Consider the following 21,740-nt stretch of genomic DNA (forward strand, 5'->3'; position numbering starts at 1 on the left):
TAAAATCTGCTTTACCATTATTATTTATTAAACAATCATATATATGACCCATATAACGTAATACTTCCTCTCATTTTTACCAACGTCATTATTATCAGGATTATTAATCAACTTATCCTAACATATATACACCTCCAATATTGTTAATAATTTACATTTGGCATTTTACAAATAGTCACATTTTAAAATATATAATGGTAACAAGACATCATCGCAAAATGGAATTTATTAGTGGTGTAATTATCATCTATTGATATAATTATATTAAAGATAGACTGGTTACTACCTAAAACCAAATTTCTTCATTTCATCTTGGACTCTTCTTACTTTCTCATCAATATTACGAATTTGATTGTCACTTGTACTTAACTGAGTTATTGGATTATCTTCTTTTATATATCTTAATTCTGCTTCTTTATATTTTCCTATACTCAAAACACTTTTTTTCCCTTCTATTTTTTCACGAAAACTAAATTTTAATATTAAACTGTCATCTTCCAAATCAATCTTAGTCAAACCAAAGTAGCTTGGATTTTCAAAAAATGCATATAGATGTATTCCACACCTTTCAATTATCCATACAGATTCTCCAATATACAAAGATATTGCTTGCTCTTCTCCCTTCTTTAATAATTCCACATGATATATCCCACCTTGGACGGCCCTTTTATCTAGTCCTTCAGCTGTTTCAAAAAAATTTATAATCATATTAATTTTCTCCATTCTAATTAATGTCCACACCTAAATTATATAGTTGTTATCATATTGATTTCTCACACTATTTCCTGAAAGTTTGAAAGGTAGTATGGTCGGATAGGGAAGGTATAAATTATGATTTATATTTCTACCTATTTTTTTCATTTAAGTCTTGTCAATCATAAACATAATGGGCAATCTCTTATCTACAAATCACTGTTTCATATGATTCGATTCGATGTAAGCTTTGGAAAACAAATGAAATTCTTTATAAATATACCAGTCCTCAGTACTCACTCATTACACTATATGATATACCAGTCCTAAGTACTCACTCATTACACTATATGATATATTCTTTCAGCTTCGGATATTTCTTATAGTTTGCTTTAATCCTCTCAACAATAAATTTTCTAAACTCTAAGGCATCATATATAGCCTCATCTACTTCTTGAAAAGTTGGTATTCTCCCACTATGAGTTGCCTTGTTTCTAAGTACATAGGTATTCTTATACCACTTTCCAACTGCTGTTTTATCTTTTGTTACATCCCAACTACCACCCAAATAACTGGACAGAATCTTTTTTATTATTGCCATAAATGCAGTGTCCTCTAATTGTTCCTCTATTTCCTTATCTAACTTACCTTCACTCCTCAACAATTCTTCAAACAGCGTCCTTATTAAAACCTCAACGCTTGTCTGAATAGCATTTACAGCTTCTAAATAGAAGCCTTGTTTGAAATACCTTCTTGCAGTATATACAAATTGTTCACCTCTTAAAAAAGGATTCAAATTCCATGAGACCACCAACTGCATTTTCATCACTTCTTGTACTTCTTTTGCTGATAACAGCTCTTTTTCTACAGGTAAATGCGTATGTATCATGAATAAACCTTTTTGGTTTTCCCATGTTTCTAGATTGGTGGACCTTACTAGTATTACTGCAGGTAACATTTCTTTAGTTAGATAATGACAATCATCGTCTTTCTTTACTATCATATAATTCAATACTATTTGGTTTAAATTTCCAAGCAATAAGTCAAAATAGTCATTATAATACCGTTCTGTATCTTGAAGGATTGTTTCATATTCTAATTCAACTGCTACCATCATAAGCATTTTAGTTTTATGAACATTTAATATTTGTAGCTCCTCACCTATTAGATACTTATAAGATTCATTTGTTGTAACCATATCAAATCTAAAACTGAAATACTCTTGTTCAGACTGTAATGTAACTGTCCTACTTGTATACATAGGTATATGGAACGATAAGACAACCTCAAACTCAATAAATGTTTTTGGTCTACACTCTTCTAAATTATATACAGGTATGAAATCCTTTTCATAGACCTCTTTAGTTAGTTTGAAAGATGATTTCTGCCCTTTATTCATACTGCTTTCCTTTTCATTACCAGATGAGTATTTATCGTTACTTTCTACTTTCACTATTAACCCTCCTAATTTGCTTGAACTACTCTCTCATTGAAAATCAAAACTAAGCATCACATTTCAGACATTATATTCACTAGGCTTGAAATTCGCATTATTGCTATAATTAGTAATTTAATTATTTCGAAACTCTTCTTAATCTCCCAATAAAAAAAGCTATAAACTCACATGGGGAGCTCATAGCTTTGTATTTTTTAATTATATTTCCCTCTTATCCCCACTAATTTCATTATATTCTTAATTTTTACACATTTCAACAGAATCTTACCAATTTCTGGATAATACATTACTCTTTATTTTTATTCACAGCTCAGTATTACTAAATCAAGAAATCCTAACTAGCTGCAATTTTAGACCGTTGACCACTCTAATTTATCGACCACTTTCTCTTTGTATAAGCATGTGATACAAGAAGACGGGCATATATATTGTCCTGCCCATTATTATAACTTCTTTGTCAGTTCCTCATATGTATGCTGAATTTTCTGAGTCATTTTTACATCCCCATTTTCATTATCAGGATGAAATGTTTTCATCAAACTCCGATATCTCTTTGTAAAACCTTCCTTATCTTGACATCCACTGAATAAACTTTCATCAAAATTTGATTCAACACTTTGATTCTTAGTTGAATTATCCATAAGAACCTTATTTAGTTCATTCATTACATACTGATTCAAGGTTTTGATTGAATCAATACATTTTCTTAAATCTAATAAGATCTTATTTTCTTCCTTGGAAGGAACACCTACGCTCAATCTTTGCATATGATTTTGTATTACTTCTAATTTTTCCGGACATTCTTCCTCATTTCTTTTCATTGCAAGTTCTAACGCTCGACTACCAACTCCTGCAATCATTACCTGCTGAGCCTGGTTCATAATTTCATTGCGCTCATTGAACAAGTTCTCAACTGAATTAATTATATCTTTTATTTCATCCTGAAAATGTTCATCATCTTCTTCATTTTCATAACTATTTGAATATGATAAATTATTATTCCTCATTCTCTCTACATCAACGGGTTGATAATCGTATGAATCATCATCTGCAATTTTCTGCATTCCAGCAATATGTATACCAAGACATAAAAGAAAGACAACTATTCTTATTGTCCATAACCAGATAGGATCATTTCCCAATTTTTCTGTCATTTTAAATAAATCATCTAACAGATACAGAATTACATACGACCAAAACAGACTACATATAACTTTCAATATGATTCCTATGTACTTCAATGACATAAGGAACATTAATAATCCACCAGAAGCAATACCTGCAATGATACAAAAGACAGGATGTAACTTTAAATACTCATTTAGTGATAAACCTGCAAATATTGCGACTACAAGGAAATCCCAAATAACCAAATTGCAACACCCTAATGAATCATTTCCCTTTGCTACTGAATATCTTTTTGACATTATATTCTCCAATCTTTTGTACTCATTTTCAAGCCAGACTATTTGTACCTATTCTTTGTCTGATATCAGTTGCCAATGTTTCTGCAGGTGCATCACAATAACTATGCTCTACCTTAATGATTTGCAACATATACCTCTAATAAGGGCTCCTAAAAATAAACACTAATGTAAATTCTTAAAATAGTCTACCATATTTCACCAAAATATGGTGAATAATCATTATTTATTGTTAATGCATTATTCAGATGTGGTCACATGCAATTCTTGCCGCAAAGATAATATAAAGTAACAATAATAAATCAAGGTATATGAAGAATAAATCACAAGTTTCCCTTTTTTTATAAATAAAGTGGCTCAAAGATTCATTAGCATAATAACCGAAGTGGTATACTTTTTCATCCTCACACAGGTGGCTCAGAAATTCATTGACATTCGCACATATTTTCCATTACTTTAAAGTGTCAATTGTAATAATTGATTTTTCTAATCTAAAAGCTATGAATGCAACACTGCCCATAGCTTTAGTATCAATACAATTTACGAGAAAAATTTTTTTCTATGTAAAATTCAGACATATATCCTCCGTTCTGCAACCAACTCTTTTAGGCTATATGTTATCAAGAAACAAGACAACAAAAAAGACTGGCACTCAACTGAAATCTGAGTTTATACCAATCTTTTTGTAAGCCAAGGTGCAACCACCTGGAATAGATACTTAATTTAAGAATTATCACTCAATTTGAAATTGAAAGGGTTACATTTCAATTTGCAATTGAGGTTCCTATAAATAATTGAAATTCCAAGTAACATAATTCCGGCCCCGAACAAATAAAATTTTTCACTAAAACTTCCACGAATAAGTGAAAACAAATAAAATTTTCCTAGATATTTATCACCTGCACCAAAACATAACACATAATATAAAATTGGAATCATATATGCAACTGCAATATTATCTATTATGCTATATGCAATTGTACCAAGCCCTCCAAGAAATAGGCAATTTGCCATTCCAGCAAACAGATATTTTCCATAATCAAATTCGCAGTTTGCTTTTTTTAAATATAATAAAAAGACAGCCATTATTGCGGTCATAATGATCAAAGACTCTAATAATCGAATCATTTGGACTATATACATTGGTTCTTTCTTAGATTGAAGCAGCTCTCTGATATTTGTATTTTGATCTGGAATAAACAAAGGTACGCATAACACCATGCCTATCAATGATACATATAATTCTAGCACTTGTGCTGTCTGATATTCGTTCAAATTTTCAACTCCCATAATCCAGGGAGCTGCTATACAGATTAACACAGCAAGTAATATGTGCGGATACAGGTTAATCTTTAGATTGACTTTTGCGATATTGAAATACTTTACCATAAAATTTTAATACCCCCTTCCTCTTTAATTCATAAGTAATTACTGTCAAAACCAAAAGGACAAAACTAATAGCGGTAAACATTAGCCTGTTATATACCAGATCAGAAAAGACTGAATTATAAACCTCATAGCTTCCAAGAGTATTAAATCGAGGCATTAAATTCCAACCCACATGTCCAATAAGGTTACCTATTCCACTAAATAAGCTTAGAATCCAAAAAATAATTTGTACAAATATTCCAAATGGTTTATTCGTTAATTCAGTAAAGAAAAAGCCTACCGATAGTGACATTAAAATCGTCGGCATTATCCACCCAATAATATATTTTACAAATGCAAACGAATCTCCATGGATGCCTATACTTTCTGCATAATACAATGACTGAAGCAAAGGAGAAATACTCAGTAATAGTAATGGAATAAGAATCATAAGTACCAGTGCAAAATAGCGCGAAAATATAATTTTAAAAGATGACATTTTTTTTGAATAAATAACTTCAAAAATCTGTGAACGTCTGTCTCTGAGACATCTTGTCACCGCTAAAAAAACTGGAAGGATTCCAAGTATAATCACCATATAGTCCGAAAACAGTCTGGCATATGCGCCAGATACATGGTCTTTATACAAAATACCATTATAATTTTCCATAGCGTCTTCATAGGTCATAGGCACTTCTGCATTTTGAGAGACATTCACCTTTGTATAACTGCTTCCACCGCCAATAATTTCATCAGCCTCTTTCATATTTTTCAAAAAATCTTCATAAGTAAGATTACTGTAAGGCTGAATCTTAAGGCCTTCCCCATTAATCATTTCTATCGTATATCCACTTTCAGTGGTCACTTGATTATCATTATAATCCTTAAACATCTTCTTTAATTCTTCAACTGTCATCCCTGATGATTTTGCTAAGATCGAGACAATTTTTTCCTGCTTACTGTCAGTTAGAATTACTTCTTTATAAAAACCAATTGGATAAGTTGTATATTGATTGTAATTATATTCTCTAGCAAGCTGTGTCAACGTTGAAGACATTATGATATCCTTGTCTGTGCTGTGTTTTTTTCCAAAGTCAGAATCAGACACCTCAGGTTTAGAAATTAATTCAAAGTCCTGAAGCTGTGTCACAAAAAACAATACCATACAAATCAAGAAGATATAATATGTAATGCTCTTTAACAGTTGCCTACACTCACTGAATAATAAAGTAACAAACATTTACTTGTCACCTCTCTTTCCACTCATCAGGTACATATACGCATCCTCAACGCTGGGCTTACAACAGCTTGCTCCTTGGAAATCCACCACTTCTTTAGCATCTTTTGTAATAAACCTTACATTTACATGATTTTCATGTGACAATATACCAATTACAATATATTTTTTCTTAAGCTCTTCCAGTTCCATTTTTGATATTTCAGCTGAATAGATTCTTCCCTCGGCCATCTCTAAAAGTTCTGAAACGCTGCCATTATATATGATTCCTCCCTCATCTAAAACAGCTATTTTTTCACAGGTAGCTTCAATATCACCTACAATATGAGTAGATAAAATAACAATTCTATCCTCTGCAATTTCACATAGGAGATTTCTAAATCTTACTCTTTCCTCTGGATCAAGTCCGGCTGTTGGTTCATCTACTATAATCACTCTGGGATTATGAAGAATGGCCTGTGCAATTCCAAGTCTTCTTCGCATTCCCCCAGACATAGCTTTTACCTTTGTGGTCATATTCTTCTCAAGATTAACACTTTCAAGTAATACAGGAATTCTTGCTTTTCTGGTTGCTTTGTTTAAACCTGAAAGAACTCCTAGATAATCCATTGCTTCATAAACAGTCATATTCCCATACATAGAAAAATCCTGTGGAAGATACCCTAGCATACTTCTAATGTTTTTTGAATGCTTCACATCTTCCCCAAATATTGTAATTTCGCCTGAATCTGCCTTAAGTATTGTTGCAATAGTCTTCATCAGTGTCGTCTTGCCCGCACCATTTCTTCCAAGTAATCCAAACATTCCGGTTTCAATTGTCAGATTGACATCCTTCAACGCATGCTTTTTCCCATAATGCTTATTTACATTTTTTAATATAATTTCATCATTCATTCTTTATTTTTCCTTTCTTTCTGAATCTATTACCATTATAAAATGTAATTATCTATATTTAATCTATATTGAATTTTGTTTTAAACTAATTTATTTCTTCTGACAAAAAAATGATACACTTACAACAGCTCCACCTGAAATGCTATTGGCAAAGCTTAAGGATCCACCATGTTTTTCACACAAAATCTTACATATTGCAAGTCCTATCCCAAAATGTTCATTCTCTGAATTAGTATCTGAATAATATGGTCTGTCTGCGTTAAATAAATCTTCCTTTGAAAAACCTTTTCCATCATCCTTAATATAAATATTAATATATTCATTCTCACTTTCAATCTTGATTTCAATTCTTTTATTTGCATATCGAAGGGAATTTGAAATTAGGTTATCCGCCACTTCTAGGATAATATGCTCCGCATAATAAAACTCAGCATCTTCTTTATTCCAGTTGATTTCCACAGACAGTTTGCTCATTCCATTTATTCCATCAACGATTGTTTTCAGATTTTCATATAGATTTCGCATACTATTCTTCACCGGCTTAACTTCCAACACTTCAAATGTATGAATATCTTTCATTGTATTTGAAAATTCCTGTAGCCGTTTGACCTGCTTATTAATCAAATTCAAAATCTCATAAAGTTTTTCCTCACTTATTTTTCTTTCAGGATAATATTTAGATAGCAGCTCTGTATACCCCTGAATAACGGTCAATGGTGTTCTTAAATCATGTGCAAATGCAGCATTCAGCTGTCTCTGATCATCCATCAGTTTCCACATATTCTTTTTATTTTCAGCCAATTGCAGACGCATCTGATCAAATGCAGCACAAACTTCTCCCATCTCATCCTGGCTGTCATATCTACAAGAAAAGCTTAAGTCATCTCTTCCAATGTGCATTGATTCCTCCTGTAAGATATTCAAAGGCTCCTGTAACTTGTTTTTATAGAAAGTAAGGGAAGTAATCCATATAGCACTCATTGAATATACAATCACTGCAATATTTTCTACCATACCAAATATTTTAATTAAAATTCTATCATTTCCAGATATCATAGAAAAATATTTCATCTCAAAATATATAGTTTTATCAACACTCCTATCATTCGCATCTATTCCATATTTTGCATATACCACACTCTTCCAGCTTTCACAAACTGAAATTGTTGATATCGTTAATACCACAACGATCAGCACTGCCGCCATAATATAAATTCCCAGCGCCTTTTTCAATGATGCCCGGTTTATCCGAAGTTTTATTTTTCCTATAATTTCATCTATAAAGTCCATTGATAACCAACTCCCCAGACTGTCTCTATGATGGCCTTATCAAGATACTTTCCTAGTTTCATACGAATTCTCCTGATATGCTCAGTAATAATATTACTATCTCCATCCTTATCACATCCCCATAATTTTTCATAGATGGATTCCTTACTAAATATCTGTCCTCTATGCATACTCAAGAACTCCAAAATATCAAACTCTGTTTTTGTCAGGCTAATCTCATAAGTTTCAAACATAACCTTTCTTTCTGAATAATTAATCACCAACTGTCTAGCAAATTGAATTTCATCTTTTACGATTTTACGTTCTTCTCTTCGCAAATGTGCCTGAATTCTTGCTCCCAGCTCATCAATACTAAATGGTTTTGTAATATAATCGTCTCCCCCAACCATTAACCCATTAATCTTATCCTGTTCTTCAATTCTTGCCGTCAAAAACAAAATTGGACAGCTGACAAACTGACGTATCCTTTGGCACACCTCAAATCCACCTATCCCAGGCATATTGATATCAAGTAGAATAATATCTGGCTTAGCAGATACTTTTTCCAATGCTTCCGCTCCATTCAAAGCAGTATATACAAGATATCCTTTAATTTCAAAATAGTCTTTTAATAATTGTACGATATCTTTTTCATCATCAACAACTAATATTTTATATGTCATCTTATCCCCTCTGTTTGAAAATTTATTTTCTCGATACTATTTTATCATATATTTCTCTATAAATTGTCTATAAAAATGAGTATTAATTTGAAAAGCCTTGCAATAAATACATTTTGTAATAAACGCAATACAAAGAAATGATATCATATGATTCAATGAGGTTCATTTATTTGGTGATCTTGTTTCAATAAAAGGTCTTTTGGTCGTAATCGGCCACGCTGTTTCAGTTGGAAGTTTTAGAGTGACTCCATACCGATAGTATTATATTTTGATTTTATAATAGAATCAAGCTTTGAACGCTATTTTACATCATTTTTACTTCTGTACTTCTGTAGAATTTTCGATGTTCCCTTCTGTGGTTGGTCCATATGTTCTTTTCAAAATCATTGCTTCCTATTTATTATTTTTTCTGATATCCCACGCCACAAATATATCTATGCGTATCCCACCCTACTTTATCAAGTCTAAATTTAACTTAAAAAGTGTCATGTTTAAATATAATTTATAAATTGTAATATATAAATAATTTATACATTGTAGATTTTCAAGTAAAATTGCTCAAATTATTATATTTATAAGCACTTAATCAAGCAACCAATTAATAAAATACCTGAACTAGATAATATATTAATAATTTTGATAACTTTTATAAAAAATAAGTACATGAACAAATAGATGATATTTTTTATATAATAAAAAAGGCTTGACGTAACCACCTATCTCGTGTTTACATCAAGCCTATAAAGATTTGTAACTTTGTTCCTTTATTAATCTCATAGATTATTATTCAAAGAGCCTTTAACCACCATCATATAAGAAATAGAACAGAACTCTTTGTATAACGGTTTCCATTTTGAAGTGCAATGCCTAAAGTTGCGACAATAATAACAGTATATATTTAATAAATAAAATCAATATACTAACATTAAATTACATCTGTTTTATCATAAGAACACTCTACATATAGAATGCACAACGGATTCAGGGATGATATTGATAAATGACAATTTTTAAGGGAAGCAGTTTTCAACTTGCTTAGATTTTCGTTTATAGTATTTAAATTTGGATTATTTTACTATATTTTAGAAATGATACTTATGAAGTATTTAAGAAAGATGCGAAGTACCTGAGTCTAAAATCATGTTTATTGACTCTACAAATCGAAATTTATTGTTTAGTCATTGTATCCCCTTTCAATAATATTATTCAAATCTTCTTTTATATTATTGCTTTTATACTCTCCGCCATGGAAACATATAATTTTTTCAATATCAAATTTGACAATTTTCTTTAGTGAATTTATTTCTGCTCCTTTATCTAGCACAAATTTTTCATCCGCAATACCTAATACACCACCTTCTGAAATTAACATATCTCCACTTATTAAGGTTTTCAATGATTCAATATAAATGGAAATATGTCCTGGCATATGCCCTGATGTTTCAATAACTTTTACTCCATTACAGATAATTTCATTATCTGTAACTTCCAAAGCAGAATCCAAATACTCTACACTTTTTATCATTTGTACAAATCCATCATCTGCCCCCAATTTTTCTGCCTGTTCTAACCGAAGTGATTTCTTTTTTCCTAAAACATATGGAATTTGCTCTGCGGAACACTTCACATTTACAAAAGAATATTTTTTTACAAGTTCCTTTACTGCTCCCATATGGTCATGGTCGTGGTGAGTTAAAATAACTTGTTGAAGATTTCTGATATCCAACCCATTTTTCTCAAAAGCTTTTTCTATTACTGACAAAAACATAGGATATCCTGTGTCTACTAAAATTAAATCATCATTGTTTTTTATTATAACTGGATAAATATAAAATTTCATTTCTCCCATTTCAAACAATAATGGTAATATTATTAGTTCAGTCATTTCATTTCCTCCTTTTTCTGAATATTATATAAATAATCTTTGCTTCGTCTTTCTATACATAGAAACTAACAAGTTCATTGTTCGATTTACAAAATGGTTTTGGAAACCTCTTGATAGATTTACTTAATTTACAAAGTTTATTATAAAACTAGTCAAAACAACAAGACCAGTATAATTGCTACAATTTTCAAAGTTGACTTCTCGAAAGACTTCGATTCTAAAATGAATTATAGAAAACAGTATGATCGATTAAAAATTTTTCGCTATGCATTTTACTAGGTATTGCATCCATATCTGGGTAACCTATCGGCATTAATCCTAAAATTTCGTAATTATTGGGAATATGGAAATACTCTCGCAGTAATGCTGGGTTAAAAAGTCCAACCCAAACAGTTCCAAGTTCTAAATTTTGTGCTTCTAGCATCATATGTGTCAGAACAATGCTAGCATCAACCTGTCCATAAGGACGTTTGTCTCCATAATGATTGTTATTTTCAACCGATTTGTCATAACATACTAAAAGTAGTAAAGGTGCATTAAAATGACATGGTGTACATTGTTTGATTTTTTCAAAAGCTTCCTCATTCTCAATTACAATAATCCTTTGTGGCTGTCGGTTACCCGCAGTAGGAGCAATCCTTCCGGCTTGTAAAATTTTGTTTAATTTGTCTTGTTCAACAGGTTCTTCACTATATTTCCGAACAGAATACCTTGTTTTGATAATTTCATCATAGTCCATGTTATTTTCTCCAATCTAGCTATTGACTTTCTTACTCTTGTCTACAATAATGATTATAAACTTAATGAATAAAAATAGAAGTACGCACATTTTTGTTTCTTAAAATGAAAGGAATTACCTATATGAAAAAACAATTATATAATATAAATCCATATTATCAAGAAAAATGTCCTGTAATCCGTGCATTAGATATCATAGGTGGAAAATGGAGATTGGCAATTATATGGGAACTTTCTCGCTATAAAATCATGCGCTATAACGAACTTAGGCGCCATCTTTGTGGGATTACAAACGTTATGCTAACTCGCTCCCTTCAGGCTTTGGAGCAGCATGATTTAGTTACTAGAAAAGACTACTTTCAAATTCCTCCGCATGTGGAATATTCAATTACGGAAAGCTGCAAGGCACTTCTTCCCGCTCTTGAAATAATCAATGAATGGGGAAAAACAAAATCTGAGTTAAGCGAAAGCAAAGTTAAAACAACACCCGTTAAGCAATGATAGATATGTTAATGAACTTCTAAGTTTTATGAAGAAAGTTCCCATTAAATACAAAACTGGAATTTATCTATTCTTTAACACGACCAAGTTGATCATACTTTTGTTCCTCATTTTCAAATATATTTAAGTAATCACACACTTGCATTGCGAAATCAACAAATGCATATCCTTTTGCAGTTATCAAATTTCTATCAACTACTGTTCGCGACTCAACATAATTAATTCTATTGTATGGATCTTTATAGCCCAGTGATTTAATTTTTTCTGATGAACAAGATGTTGTATATTTATATAGATCTAGTATTCCAGCTCTTCCTAAAAATTGTGGACCAAAACATATTACTGCGACTAATCTATTATTTTCAATCATTTTCAATGCTATAGGACAGATACTGTTCTGCTCATTATTAATTGGTCCCCCTGGTATAATTAGTGCTTCAACATCATCAAAACAATTAACTTCATCTATTGCCATGTCAGGAATATAATGCAAACCTGATTGTGCATATACTGATTCCAAATTTTCTGATATTGATATAATCTCTTTTTTCCCTGTATTCTTCAAACGATGTAATAATAAACTAATTTCAAAATCAGCCATTCCATCGTAAATATAACATAGTATTTTTCCCATATTTTCTCCGTTAAATTAAATTTTTATGTAATTATAAACACGCCTTTCCTAAAAACTAAAAACGTACTATGATTTATATTAAATGTTAAAATTGGCTCAGTTCAGCAAATTTTCCAACCAACGCTGCCATAAATACATTATGTACTGTTTTAGCCGGGTATACAACACCGTCAAAGCTTAAATCTCTTGTAGTACACGCATTCTCAATCAAGTTAATAGTATATCCTAAATCTTTGGCTACCCGTACCGTTGTATCGACACACATATGTGACATCATTCCACAAATACGTAACTCATTAATTCCTTTGCTCTTAAGATAATCTTCCAATTCTGTTTCGTAGAAACTATTAGGTCTGTGTTTGATAATTATCTTCTCACCCCGTATCGGTTTAACTGAATCATGAATCTCACATCCAAAAGTTCCCTCACAAAAAAAAAGAGCATGCACATCTTTATTAATATGCTGTATAAAAATAACTTCATCTCCACTTTTTCGGCTGTATTCTAATGCAGTAGCAGCAACCATCGCCGCCTGATCTACCTGATACAGTTCACACTTCCCTCCTAGAAAATAATCATTTTGTATATCGATTAATATCATTGCATTTTTCATACAAAAACCACCTTTCAATTTAATATTGTAAGTTTACTACAGATGATTTGAATAGAAAATTACCCACTTTTTCGTGGGTATTTATTTATAGCGTATTCCTTTCTTATCTAAAATCTCTGTCATCCCATGTTCTACCATATAATCAACACCAACTAACTGTAGGATTTTTATAGCTTCTATCAGCATTTTTCCTCGTTTATCGCCAAGAAAATATTCCACGTGTAACGGATATCCTTCTGTTGTTTCCTTCTCTACCAAACCATACTCCCTCAGTTCTCGTAATTGTTCCAAAAGCATTTTTTGAGTTATCCCCTCTATTTTCTTTTGTAATTCCGATAAAGATAGTCTTCCGTCTTTTAATGAATAAAGGATAATGGTCTTCCATTTTCCCTTTACAATGTCATGAGTCATTTCCAATGGGCAGGTAAATTGCTCTCTTATTTTCATGATTACTTATTTCACCTCCTGGCATAATAAATTTACAGCCTTCCTTAAACATTTTTCTATTCTTTTATTCTCATGCCATAAATATCATTTCCGTTATCAGTTTTGATAAACTTATCTTGTATAACTTAACCCCTATTATTTCATGAATTTTCAATATACTTTTTCAACTTACCTTTAATTTTCTTCTCCACAATATCTTTGTCAAATAACGGTGGTGTAGGTTTAAAGATACCTGAATGCACTTTCTATGTACATTAGGCTCTGCTATATGCATTTAAATAGAGCTTCTTTGCCATTATGTTCTACTTGGCAAAATCCACTTCATCTTTGAGTACTCCTAACAATAATTCATTTCTATAAATTTCTATCTTAACATCCAAATTATTAAGGTATTCATACCATTTGCGTTGTTCTTCCAAAACAACAATTCGATGCTTCTCTAATATTTCCATGCGCTCGTTTATTGTACTATTCCCCATATACCTCAAATCCGAATACTTTTTTATATTTCTCAATAACATACCCGTGTCTTTTAGTTTTTTAATGAACTTTATCCATTCAATATCGTCATCAGTGTAAAGACGTCTTCCCCTCGCATCTCGTTCTACTCTAATCAATTCCTTCTTTTCATAATATCTTAACGTGTATTCCGAAATATATGTCACCCTTGATATTTCACCTATTGTCATAATTTTCTCCTTTATCAAAACTTTATCAAAATAACTATCGACTTAGACTATAGTCTAAGCATTATGCTCAAATTATAAAACAAATAGGAGGTATTTACAAATGAACACCAAAAGATATGATATAGGCAGACAAAATCTTGATAAGATTGATGGTGCATGTGGTGAAAAAGTGATAAAGTCTTTAGAAGATATTTCTCCAGATTTAGGGAAATATATTATCGAGTTTGCTTTTGGTGATATTTATTCAAGAAAAGGATTATCTTTACAGGAAAGGGAAATGATTACAATAACGAGTTTACTAACTGCAGGTGGATGTGAGTCACAATTGGAAGTTCACATTAATGGTGCACTTAATGTTAAGATTTCACCAGCTAAAATTGTTGAAACTTTTTTACAATGTATTCCATATACCGGATTTCCAAAGGTCTTAAATGCCATAAATGTAGCAAAAAAAGTATTTCATGAAAGAAAACTTGTGATTGAAAATAGTAATTTCTAAACTATTGGAATTTATTATTACAGACTTATTAGTAAATCTACAGTGATTTATTAGAAAGTATAAACTTTTCATGGCCAATTCGTACAAAATACGCATTGGCCACAAAATGATAAATTTGATGGATTTATAAATCCATTCATATATTTATATGGAATGCCAGAAGCACACCATAATCCATCAAATCCTAGTTTTTTTGCTCTACGATTAAGCATCTTCTGTTGCTAAGTAAGATGACGACCATCATAGTCAATAATACAAATCTAACTTTGAGCTGAATTGAACCGCTCGACAAGTTGGAATTTGTTTTACTATACAAAAGTCGAATATTTTAGTAGTGAGGTTATCTTCACGATTCCATTAAACTTATTTAATTATTTTCTTTGAATAATACATTTTAGCATCTTTTCTTTGTTTGCCCCAAGCATTCCAATATAATGCTTTATTATCAATTGCATATTTTAGTTCCATACTTTCTCTTTTTTCCCTTGTTTCATTTGAATTACAAATCAAGTAAACACAAACTTCAAAATAACTACTAGCTATGTCCCGGTATTTTGCACATGTTCTGTTTGAATCACATTCACAAACACTAAATTTTTGATTAAACTCAAAAAGTCTTCGCGCGGAATATCTTTTTCTTGTATTTTCTTTTATATAAACTTTTGTAAGATATGATAAATCATATTGTAATTCTTTAAAAATATCTCTAGTCTGCGCCACTTCTAAACATATATCAGTATTGAAATTATCTTTACCCCACATTGTCCAAATCCCAGATTGCTTTTTATATTGTTCAATATTATTTTCTATGATGGAAAATAGGCCACATTTATCTTTAATTATATGCAGTAATAAAATCTCATTTGTATCGTTATCCATTGTACACTTCCTTTGCTAAACTCTAATTTCATATCCTAATTGGTATTTATTTATCTTATATGCACTTTTGAAGCTGAAACTTTCGTCCCTTCTAATCCATTTGCTTTCAAAAAACTTAATTCATTTTGGCACTGTATACACATAGGCCCTAAAATAATTTCGGGTATTGTTCCCGATCCCCAGACTTCTCCTAAATATAACTCTATAAACTGCGTATTCCACTTTTAGTCAATAGATGAAATTCGCATTATGCTCATATATACATTTATCACAATGATTACATACATTACATTCTGCTTAATGTAATAATGGAAAGCAAAATCACATATCTTTTTACTTAGTGTTATTTAAAACCCATAGCTTGTTTAACAATTTCCATCAGTTCTATAGATGTCAATAATTCTAATAGCTTAAAAGCTACACCTGGTGCTGTTTCAGGACAATACGAAGTGATCACATTCCGATCAACTACTATGGGTTCATTTATTACATTTACATGAAATCCCTTCAATTGATTTTGTCTTTTTCCTCCATCTAAATGATAAGTAGTTGCCTTTCGACCATTTAAAATTCCACTTCTACCTAAAGGTAAGGCTGCAACACAAATTGTAGCAATTATTTTATTCTTTGCATCAAATTCTCGTATCAAACTTTGAAATCGCTCATCATATACATCTTCATAGAATCCAAACTCTTCGAACCCACCCGGGATTGCTAAAGCATCATAATCATCTATATTAATTTCTTCAAATATTTTAGAGACTATTACTGGGATATTAAACGTACTCAAAACCTGCCTTGTAATCCACATGTCACAACAGTAACATCTACTCCAAATCATTTTCTGCCCATCCCATAATATCTACAAACGGACTAAATTCCATAGTTTTAAAACCCTTCGCTAAAAACAACAAAATCTTCATTTAATTCTCCTTGCTACTGATTTTTTTATTATTATACTTTATAAATATATTGTGAATTAATACTGCTTGCATAATTGTTTTTAAATGAATTTTTCAATAACATCCATCTGTGGAATTAAAAATATTCCACAGATGAATATTTTGCTTTTACTTTAACCTTTCAATACAACCAGCTTTGATTGCACCTATGTTCTGAGCAATCTTTTCTATTGACCAATCCCACCACTGCCGTTCAAGCAGAGCTGAAATAATCTCATCCGAAAATCGCTTTCGAATGGGTTTGGCTGGAACACCACCAACAATAGTGTAAGGTGGAATATCTTTTGTAACAACTGCACGGGTACCAATAATTGCCCCATCACCAATGGTAACTCCCGCCATAATAACTGCCTCATAACCAATCCAAACATCGTTTCCAATTATAATATCACCTTTGTTATCCCAAGCGTCAGTGACATCGCTTCTTTTTAAATCCCATTCTTCAAAAAACAGTGGAAATGGATAAGTAGACAAAGAAGACTTAGAATGATTAGCACTATTGAAGAGAAATCGAGTACCACAAGCAATGGAACAGAATTTTCCGATTACTAATCTATCATGATTGATTGGATAATGATACAAAACATTATTTTTTTCAAATTGTATAGGATCATTCACAAAGTCGTTATACATTGTATACTCGCCAACAATAATGTTTGAATCATTGATTACACTTTTTAAATAAATTGTCTGTTTATCTCCTGTACGGGGATATAATTTTTTTTCCGAAATAGTCATTTGAAACCTCCTAATTATGAATACTATTTTTTAAACTATCTCGGAAAATATAATACAACGCTTCACCTTATAACACCTCTTTCACACTTAATATATAATTATCACACATAATGTTACTACTATTTTATTCAATATTCATATTTTTCTTATTCCAAAGATGAACTCAATTATGTAAATGTAATCGAAAATGTGTTTTTTCATATCTTGCTTTGGGTTAATCATAATCTAATCTGGCTTTTTAACAAATATCATGTTCAACACTTTTTCAGTAATCCAGATTTCGTCTCCTCGTATTTCCAAATTATAACCTACAGTAATTTCCATATTTGTTTCTTTCATAATACAAGTATATTTTTCTGCTTACTTACGTAAAAATCTAATGTTAGTTAATTTACTAGATTAAAAATGAAAGCCCGCAGAATGAAACATTTCTTTATATTCATTAAAATGATAGAACTTTATATGTCCGTCCGGTTTCATTTGCATAAATTTATCGACAAATCCACTAGTATCATTTTCATTTGGAGTAGGATCAGAAACAATTAATTTTCCATCAGGTCTTAATACTCGGTACATTTCCTTAATACTACTCTTTAAATCAGGGAAATGATGCAATGCGTATCTTGTGATAATCGTATCCACACTATTATCTTTATAAGGAAAATTAATACCCTCATAGGATGCGAACTTTAAATTATCTAGATTATCCTTACTCGCCTTTTCTGCATTTATTTTCAATGTTTCAGTAACTATATCTAACCCGATTATCGTTGAATCACTATATTTTTTTGCTAAAGGAAAAGCAATATATCCTGTTCCAGTTCCTAAATCTAATATCACATCACTTTTTTGGGCATCTATCATATTCATCAGCAGATTTAAGTGATTATCATCTACTGTTTGCTTTTCATAGAATTTACTTTCTAAGAAGCTTGTTTCAAATCCATTTTTCGTTAATTGTATACTATCCTTTATAGTCATGTCTCACTCCCGAAGTCTTTATTTTTGATTATCAATAAAATGTCCATCACAATGTCTTAACAAACATAGTCGCATTTAATGCAGCTTCCCATTATTGCTATAATTAGTAGTTTAATTATTTCAAAACTCTTCTTATCCTCACAATGAAAAAAGCTATAAACTCTCATGGGGAGCTCATAACTTTAGATATGTTAATTATATTTCATTTTCTCCCCATTAATTTCATTATATTCTTAATTTTTACACTTTTCAACAAAATCTTACCAATTTATGGATAATAAATTACTTACTAAAACCACTCTTATTCCTTACCCTGACCATTCATATCATCTACATCATTATTTTCTATATAAACATACATCCATTATCCTTTAGTGCCTTTATTACAGGGTTAAACTTATCCTTCTTAACAAAGATATAATCTGTGTCATATGTTGCAACCACCAAAATTGCAGTCTTTTCCTTTGCAATTATCGCAGATAAAAATGCGATCATACCATATTTTTCAAATGCAGCATCTTCTGCTATTCTAAAGCACCCCCATCCATGCTCCACACTTGTATTTCCCTCTACTACATTACAACTCTCACATATAACAGACAATTCAGAGTCTGTTTTGCTTATAAACACATATTCCTTCTGTAAAATCTCACTATTCAAACTTGTCACCTTAAAAATTGAAAAATCCTTGTTGATTACTTGTAAAATCATTTACTATCCTCCTTGGTTTATTACCATAAGCTAATATATTTGCACTCACACGGTTGTTTCGATGATCTTCGCATAAATAAAAATAGCGTTTGAACTTTCATACCTTCTGTGGCCTAATGGTATGGAATTCAAACGCTAATATGAGTATACTTTACCCGGCGGAAAAGTATTGCGTAGGTTTATTTAATTATATATTAAACTATCATAATATATATTCTATGTCAACTTATTATTGTATCATGACCACAAGGAAATCCCATATAACCATATTGCAACACCCTAATGAATCATTTCCCTTTGCCACTGAATATCTTTTTGACATTGATTTTCTCCAATCTTTTGAACTCATTTTCATATCAGCCTATTTGTATATTTATAAACTTTATGTTTTAATTTGGATTATGTTCTTTTTACAAAATTCTACTATAATGGTAAAGAATTTTCAGCAAATCACTGCATAGATGACTCCCATGTATTCATTTTCTTCTTATAACTTTGGATAAAATCTAAGTTTGAAATGTTCTGTGTGTAATTTTAACAAAAAAATAAGATTTTTACCATCACTATTTAAATTAAAAAAGACAGCTAATCACCGTTTAAGATGACTAACTGCCTACTAGCTATTTAAATTCATCTATGGACTTTCCATCAATTATGGAATCACCTACTCCTTCCTTCTTTTTCCGGTAAAGTCTTGATAGTTATTGGTTGAACTATACATCTCGATTCTTGTTCTTGCTGAAATATATCAAAAGACTCACTTCCATATTCGTACTTCTGCTCAGATACTAATGGTACAACGTCCCCTTTAACCACTTCGATAGCGCCATGGCTGTTTTCGTTAAGTTCATCCCACTTCTTTTCCATCTGCTTCAGCGCCACATCCCTTGCCAAATTATCTACCCTATCAATCGCTGCATCCAATCGAAGCTCCATGCTACTAAGCAGTTTTCCTTTCATCTGCCATGGTTTCTTTATTATTTCAGCCTTTGAAAATGGTTTCTCCTGCATGGAATAATCAGCGATTTCTTTATCAGCAAATGTACGGAATGTATTTGCTATTTTCTGATTAGCTTCCCTTATTCCTTTACCAAATGCATCAATCTTAGCTACTGTTCGATTCACATCTGCAACAGATTCTCGAACATTTTCTCTCATTGAAACTAACTTATCTTTTATACCACAGAATTCAGACACCCTATTTAATGCCTCTTTACCTTTTTGCTTTACAGAAGCAACTATTTCAGATGCTTTTTCTTTCACTGACTCCTTTACATCCAATAACTGTGTTTTCATTTCCGTGCATCTGCTTTCCATTTTATTAACTATTTCTAACAAGGTATCTTTTAATGACTTTTGCTCCATATTAGCAAGTTGTTCCCTAACACTATTAAGTTCTCCAACTACCAGATCTAATTTACTTTGCAATCCATCAATACAGGATACAAGTTCAAATACACCATTTGCCTTATCCTGCATCTGATTCTGTTTTAACAGATTGATTAATTCTATAATAACCTCTTCCTGCGTCATACTATTATTTAATTCTTCCATATTAATATTATTAACCGTCCCTTTCTCACAACCTGCAAGCCTTAATCAGCTGACACAAAGTTGCATTTAATAATTAATTTTTAAAACTATTTCCTCCATCTTTGATAGCGGACAGCCAATTAACTGCCCGCAAACATCTTTACTGATTTTCTTTAACGAAATGGTGTATCCTTACTTGGCTGTTCCTTCGCTGTAGAGTTTTGCATATTTTCCTGTGCTTCCTGCTTGCTCTGCTCTACATTTTTTTCTACCGTTTTTTCATAATCAACAAGTAATGCATCAAACATCTTTGTTCGGAATTCAGCTGTGACCGGATAACAAATATCGCGAAAGATATCCTTTCCCTGTTCATCCTTCTGATTGGTCTTATAACCTGGCATTGCAACGAAGTTATTCTCATTTCTACCTTCTAATACAGTAACATTATTAATCACAAAGCAGTCATCTAGCACTACTCGTGCCAGAGCTTTCATATTGCTCCCTTCTCTTTCATATGGAGTGACTGATACCGTAACTTCTGGCATTTCAACAGTCTTTTCTCCACTAACGAAATTCTTGCCATCTTTATTTTCATACGCATCAATAATATCTGCATATAATTCCTCTCTGAATTCCTTAGTAATTGGATTGCAAATATCCTTATATACATCCTGGCCATTTTCATTCTGCTGATTGGTCTTATATCTTGGCATAGATACAAATATTCTTCCATCAGCAGCCTGGATAATTGCTATATTTGTCACTTTGAAACTCTCCCCAAAAGTAACCGCTGCAAACCCTTTTAAACTTCCCTCATTTCTTTTAACATCATTTACTATGATTGAATATTTCATACGTTACCTCTTTCTGCATGTTCCGGCCATGCTCCGTTTTCTAAGTCACTTT

General features: G+C 31.5%; 23 protein-coding genes. 2 read left to right on the forward strand and 21 right to left on the reverse strand.

Annotated elements, in window-relative coordinates; all coding sequences use genetic code 11:
- Positions 1–282: 282 nt before the first annotated feature.
- The 10 genes from BMY18_RS04785 to BMY18_RS04830 all read right to left on the reverse strand — a co-directional run bounded on the left by BMY18_RS04785 (position 283) and on the right by BMY18_RS04830 (position 11,648).
- On the reverse strand, positions 283–708 hold the full coding sequence (locus BMY18_RS04785; RefSeq protein ID WP_092451146.1) for a hypothetical protein: 426 nt from the start codon (positions 706–708) through the stop codon (positions 283–285).
- A 331-nt stretch (positions 709–1,039) separates the two neighbouring features.
- Positions 1,040–2,146 (reverse strand): hypothetical protein, encoded by a 1,107-nt coding sequence (locus BMY18_RS04790; protein ID WP_092451148.1) that lies wholly within the window; start codon positions 2,144–2,146, stop codon positions 1,040–1,042.
- Between the two features lie 446 nt (positions 2,147–2,592).
- The gene (locus tag BMY18_RS04795; protein ID WP_092451150.1) at positions 2,593–3,576 is read right to left on the reverse strand and encodes a J domain-containing protein; all 984 of its coding nucleotides are present in this window, start codon (positions 3,574–3,576) and stop codon (positions 2,593–2,595) included.
- 720 nt (positions 3,577–4,296) lie between these two features.
- Complete coding sequence (locus BMY18_RS04800) at positions 4,297–4,962, reverse strand: hypothetical protein (protein WP_092451152.1); 666 nt, start codon at positions 4,960–4,962, stop codon at positions 4,297–4,299.
- On the reverse strand, positions 4,919–6,181 hold the full coding sequence (locus BMY18_RS04805) for an ABC transporter permease (RefSeq protein WP_092451154.1): 1,263 nt from the start codon (positions 6,179–6,181) through the stop codon (positions 4,919–4,921). Before BMY18_RS04805 ends, BMY18_RS04800 begins: the two co-directional genes overlap by 44 nt.
- Positions 6,182–7,072 (reverse strand): ABC transporter ATP-binding protein, encoded by an 891-nt coding sequence (locus BMY18_RS04810; protein ID WP_092451156.1) that lies wholly within the window; start codon positions 7,070–7,072, stop codon positions 6,182–6,184.
- A gap of 90 nt (positions 7,073–7,162) precedes the next feature.
- Positions 7,163–8,362 carry a HAMP domain-containing sensor histidine kinase gene (locus BMY18_RS04815; protein ID WP_092451158.1) on the reverse strand — a complete coding sequence of 400 codons (1,200 nt, stop codon included), beginning with the start codon at positions 8,360–8,362 and terminating at the stop codon, positions 7,163–7,165.
- On the reverse strand, positions 8,350–9,024 hold the full coding sequence (locus tag BMY18_RS04820) for a response regulator transcription factor (protein WP_092451160.1): 675 nt from the start codon (positions 9,022–9,024) through the stop codon (positions 8,350–8,352). Before BMY18_RS04820 ends, BMY18_RS04815 begins: the two co-directional genes overlap by 13 nt.
- 1,174 nt (positions 9,025–10,198) lie before the next feature.
- The gene (locus BMY18_RS04825) at positions 10,199–10,909 is read right to left on the reverse strand and encodes an MBL fold metallo-hydrolase (protein ID WP_092451162.1); all 711 of its coding nucleotides are present in this window, start codon (positions 10,907–10,909) and stop codon (positions 10,199–10,201) included.
- Between the two features lie 217 nt (positions 10,910–11,126).
- Entirely contained in the window at positions 11,127–11,648 is a 522-nt protein-coding gene (locus BMY18_RS04830; protein WP_092451164.1) for a nitroreductase family protein, read from the reverse strand.
- A gap of 122 nt (positions 11,649–11,770) precedes the next feature.
- Between BMY18_RS04830 and BMY18_RS04835 the strand changes: the two genes are divergently transcribed.
- On the forward strand, positions 11,771–12,148 hold the full coding sequence (locus tag BMY18_RS04835; protein ID WP_092451166.1) for a winged helix-turn-helix transcriptional regulator: 378 nt from the start codon (positions 11,771–11,773) through the stop codon (positions 12,146–12,148).
- Positions 12,149–12,215: 67 nt separating this feature from the next.
- Here BMY18_RS04835 and BMY18_RS04840 read toward each other — a convergent pair whose 3' ends face one another.
- The 4 genes from BMY18_RS04840 to BMY18_RS04855 form a co-directional block, all read right to left on the reverse strand.
- Positions 12,216–12,782: a DJ-1/PfpI family protein gene (locus tag BMY18_RS04840; protein ID WP_092451168.1), complete on the reverse strand. Its 567-nt coding sequence runs from the start codon at positions 12,780–12,782 to the stop codon at positions 12,216–12,218.
- An 85-nt stretch (positions 12,783–12,867) separates the two neighbouring features.
- Entirely contained in the window at positions 12,868–13,395 is a 528-nt protein-coding gene (locus BMY18_RS04845; RefSeq protein ID WP_092451170.1) for a cysteine hydrolase family protein, read from the reverse strand.
- Positions 13,396–13,476: 81 nt separating this feature from the next.
- Positions 13,477–13,842, reverse strand: coding sequence for a winged helix-turn-helix transcriptional regulator (locus BMY18_RS04850; RefSeq protein WP_092451172.1), 366 nt, complete (start codon positions 13,840–13,842; stop codon positions 13,477–13,479).
- Positions 13,843–14,144: 302 nt separating this feature from the next.
- Positions 14,145–14,531, reverse strand: coding sequence for a MerR family transcriptional regulator (locus BMY18_RS04855; protein WP_092451174.1), 387 nt, complete (start codon positions 14,529–14,531; stop codon positions 14,145–14,147).
- A 100-nt stretch (positions 14,532–14,631) separates the two neighbouring features.
- On the opposite strand from BMY18_RS04855, the gene BMY18_RS04860 reads away from it, so the two are divergent.
- Entirely contained in the window at positions 14,632–15,030 is a 399-nt protein-coding gene (locus tag BMY18_RS04860) for a carboxymuconolactone decarboxylase family protein (protein WP_092451176.1), read from the forward strand.
- A 363-nt stretch (positions 15,031–15,393) separates the two neighbouring features.
- On the opposite strand, the gene BMY18_RS04865 is transcribed toward BMY18_RS04860, so the two are convergent.
- The 7 genes from BMY18_RS04865 to BMY18_RS04895 form a co-directional block, all read right to left on the reverse strand.
- Entirely contained in the window at positions 15,394–15,909 is a 516-nt protein-coding gene (locus BMY18_RS04865) for a hypothetical protein (RefSeq protein WP_092451178.1), read from the reverse strand.
- Positions 15,910–16,252: 343 nt separating this feature from the next.
- Entirely contained in the window at positions 16,253–16,750 is a 498-nt protein-coding gene (locus BMY18_RS04870; protein WP_330385941.1) for a DJ-1/PfpI family protein, read from the reverse strand.
- A 229-nt stretch (positions 16,751–16,979) separates the two neighbouring features.
- Positions 16,980–17,609 carry a CatB-related O-acetyltransferase gene (locus BMY18_RS04875; protein ID WP_092451180.1) on the reverse strand — a complete coding sequence of 210 codons (630 nt, stop codon included), beginning with the start codon at positions 17,607–17,609 and terminating at the stop codon, positions 16,980–16,982.
- A gap of 399 nt (positions 17,610–18,008) precedes the next feature.
- Positions 18,009–18,590: a class I SAM-dependent methyltransferase gene (locus tag BMY18_RS04880; protein ID WP_207647426.1), complete on the reverse strand. Its 582-nt coding sequence runs from the start codon at positions 18,588–18,590 to the stop codon at positions 18,009–18,011.
- A 345-nt stretch (positions 18,591–18,935) separates the two neighbouring features.
- Complete coding sequence (locus tag BMY18_RS04885; protein WP_092451182.1) at positions 18,936–19,301, reverse strand: ACT domain-containing protein; 366 nt, start codon at positions 19,299–19,301, stop codon at positions 18,936–18,938.
- A 660-nt stretch (positions 19,302–19,961) separates the two neighbouring features.
- Complete coding sequence (locus BMY18_RS04890; RefSeq protein ID WP_092451184.1) at positions 19,962–20,855, reverse strand: DUF6674 family protein; 894 nt, start codon at positions 20,853–20,855, stop codon at positions 19,962–19,964.
- 152 nt (positions 20,856–21,007) lie between these two features.
- Entirely contained in the window at positions 21,008–21,688 is a 681-nt protein-coding gene (locus tag BMY18_RS04895) for a SpoVG family protein (protein WP_092451186.1), read from the reverse strand.
- Positions 21,689–21,740 lie beyond the last annotated feature (52 nt).

Source organism: [Clostridium] fimetarium (genome assembly GCF_900111235.1).
GTDB lineage: Bacteria > Bacillota > Clostridia > Lachnospirales > Lachnospiraceae > Clostridium_N > Clostridium_N fimetarium.

Coding starts and splice junctions, on each gene's coding strand:
- BMY18_RS04875 (WP_092451180.1), bottom strand. CDS start 17,609: ATGACTATTTCGGAAAAAAAATTATATCCCCGTACAGGAGATAAACAG.
- BMY18_RS04810 (WP_092451156.1), bottom strand. CDS start 7,072: ATGAATGATGAAATTATATTAAAAAATGTAAATAAGCATTATGGGAAA.
- BMY18_RS04835 (WP_092451166.1), top strand. CDS start 11,771: ATGAAAAAACAATTATATAATATAAATCCATATTATCAAGAAAAATGT.
- BMY18_RS04820 (WP_092451160.1), bottom strand. CDS start 9,024: ATGACATATAAAATATTAGTTGTTGATGATGAAAAAGATATCGTACAA.
- BMY18_RS04855 (WP_092451174.1), bottom strand. CDS start 14,531: ATGACAATAGGTGAAATATCAAGGGTGACATATATTTCGGAATACACG.
- BMY18_RS04885 (WP_092451182.1), bottom strand. CDS start 19,301: ATGATTTTACAAGTAATCAACAAGGATTTTTCAATTTTTAAGGTGACA.
- BMY18_RS04785 (WP_092451146.1), bottom strand. CDS start 708: ATGATTATAAATTTTTTTGAAACAGCTGAAGGACTAGATAAAAGGGCC.
- BMY18_RS04815 (WP_092451158.1), bottom strand. CDS start 8,362: ATGGACTTTATAGATGAAATTATAGGAAAAATAAAACTTCGGATAAAC.
- BMY18_RS04845 (WP_092451170.1), bottom strand. CDS start 13,395: ATGAAAAATGCAATGATATTAATCGATATACAAAATGATTATTTTCTA.
- BMY18_RS04895 (WP_092451186.1), bottom strand. CDS start 21,688: ATGAAATATTCAATCATAGTAAATGATGTTAAAAGAAATGAGGGAAGT.
- BMY18_RS04870 (WP_330385941.1), bottom strand. CDS start 16,750: ATGATTTGGAGTAGATGTTACTGTTGTGACATGTGGATTACAAGGCAG.
- BMY18_RS04830 (WP_092451164.1), bottom strand. CDS start 11,648: ATGGACTATGATGAAATTATCAAAACAAGGTATTCTGTTCGGAAATAT.
- BMY18_RS04825 (WP_092451162.1), bottom strand. CDS start 10,909: ATGACTGAACTAATAATATTACCATTATTGTTTGAAATGGGAGAAATG.
- BMY18_RS04890 (WP_092451184.1), bottom strand. CDS start 20,855: ATGGAAGAATTAAATAATAGTATGACGCAGGAAGAGGTTATTATAGAA.
- BMY18_RS04860 (WP_092451176.1), top strand. CDS start 14,632: ATGAACACCAAAAGATATGATATAGGCAGACAAAATCTTGATAAGATT.
- BMY18_RS04805 (WP_092451154.1), bottom strand. CDS start 6,181: ATGTTTGTTACTTTATTATTCAGTGAGTGTAGGCAACTGTTAAAGAGC.
- BMY18_RS04865 (WP_092451178.1), bottom strand. CDS start 15,909: ATGGATAACGATACAAATGAGATTTTATTACTGCATATAATTAAAGAT.
- BMY18_RS04800 (WP_092451152.1), bottom strand. CDS start 4,962: ATGGTAAAGTATTTCAATATCGCAAAAGTCAATCTAAAGATTAACCTG.
- BMY18_RS04840 (WP_092451168.1), bottom strand. CDS start 12,782: ATGGGAAAAATACTATGTTATATTTACGATGGAATGGCTGATTTTGAA.
- BMY18_RS04880 (WP_207647426.1), bottom strand. CDS start 18,590: ATGACTATAAAGGATAGTATACAATTAACGAAAAATGGATTTGAAACA.
- BMY18_RS04850 (WP_092451172.1), bottom strand. CDS start 13,842: ATGAAAATAAGAGAGCAATTTACCTGCCCATTGGAAATGACTCATGAC.
- BMY18_RS04795 (WP_092451150.1), bottom strand. CDS start 3,576: ATGTCAAAAAGATATTCAGTAGCAAAGGGAAATGATTCATTAGGGTGT.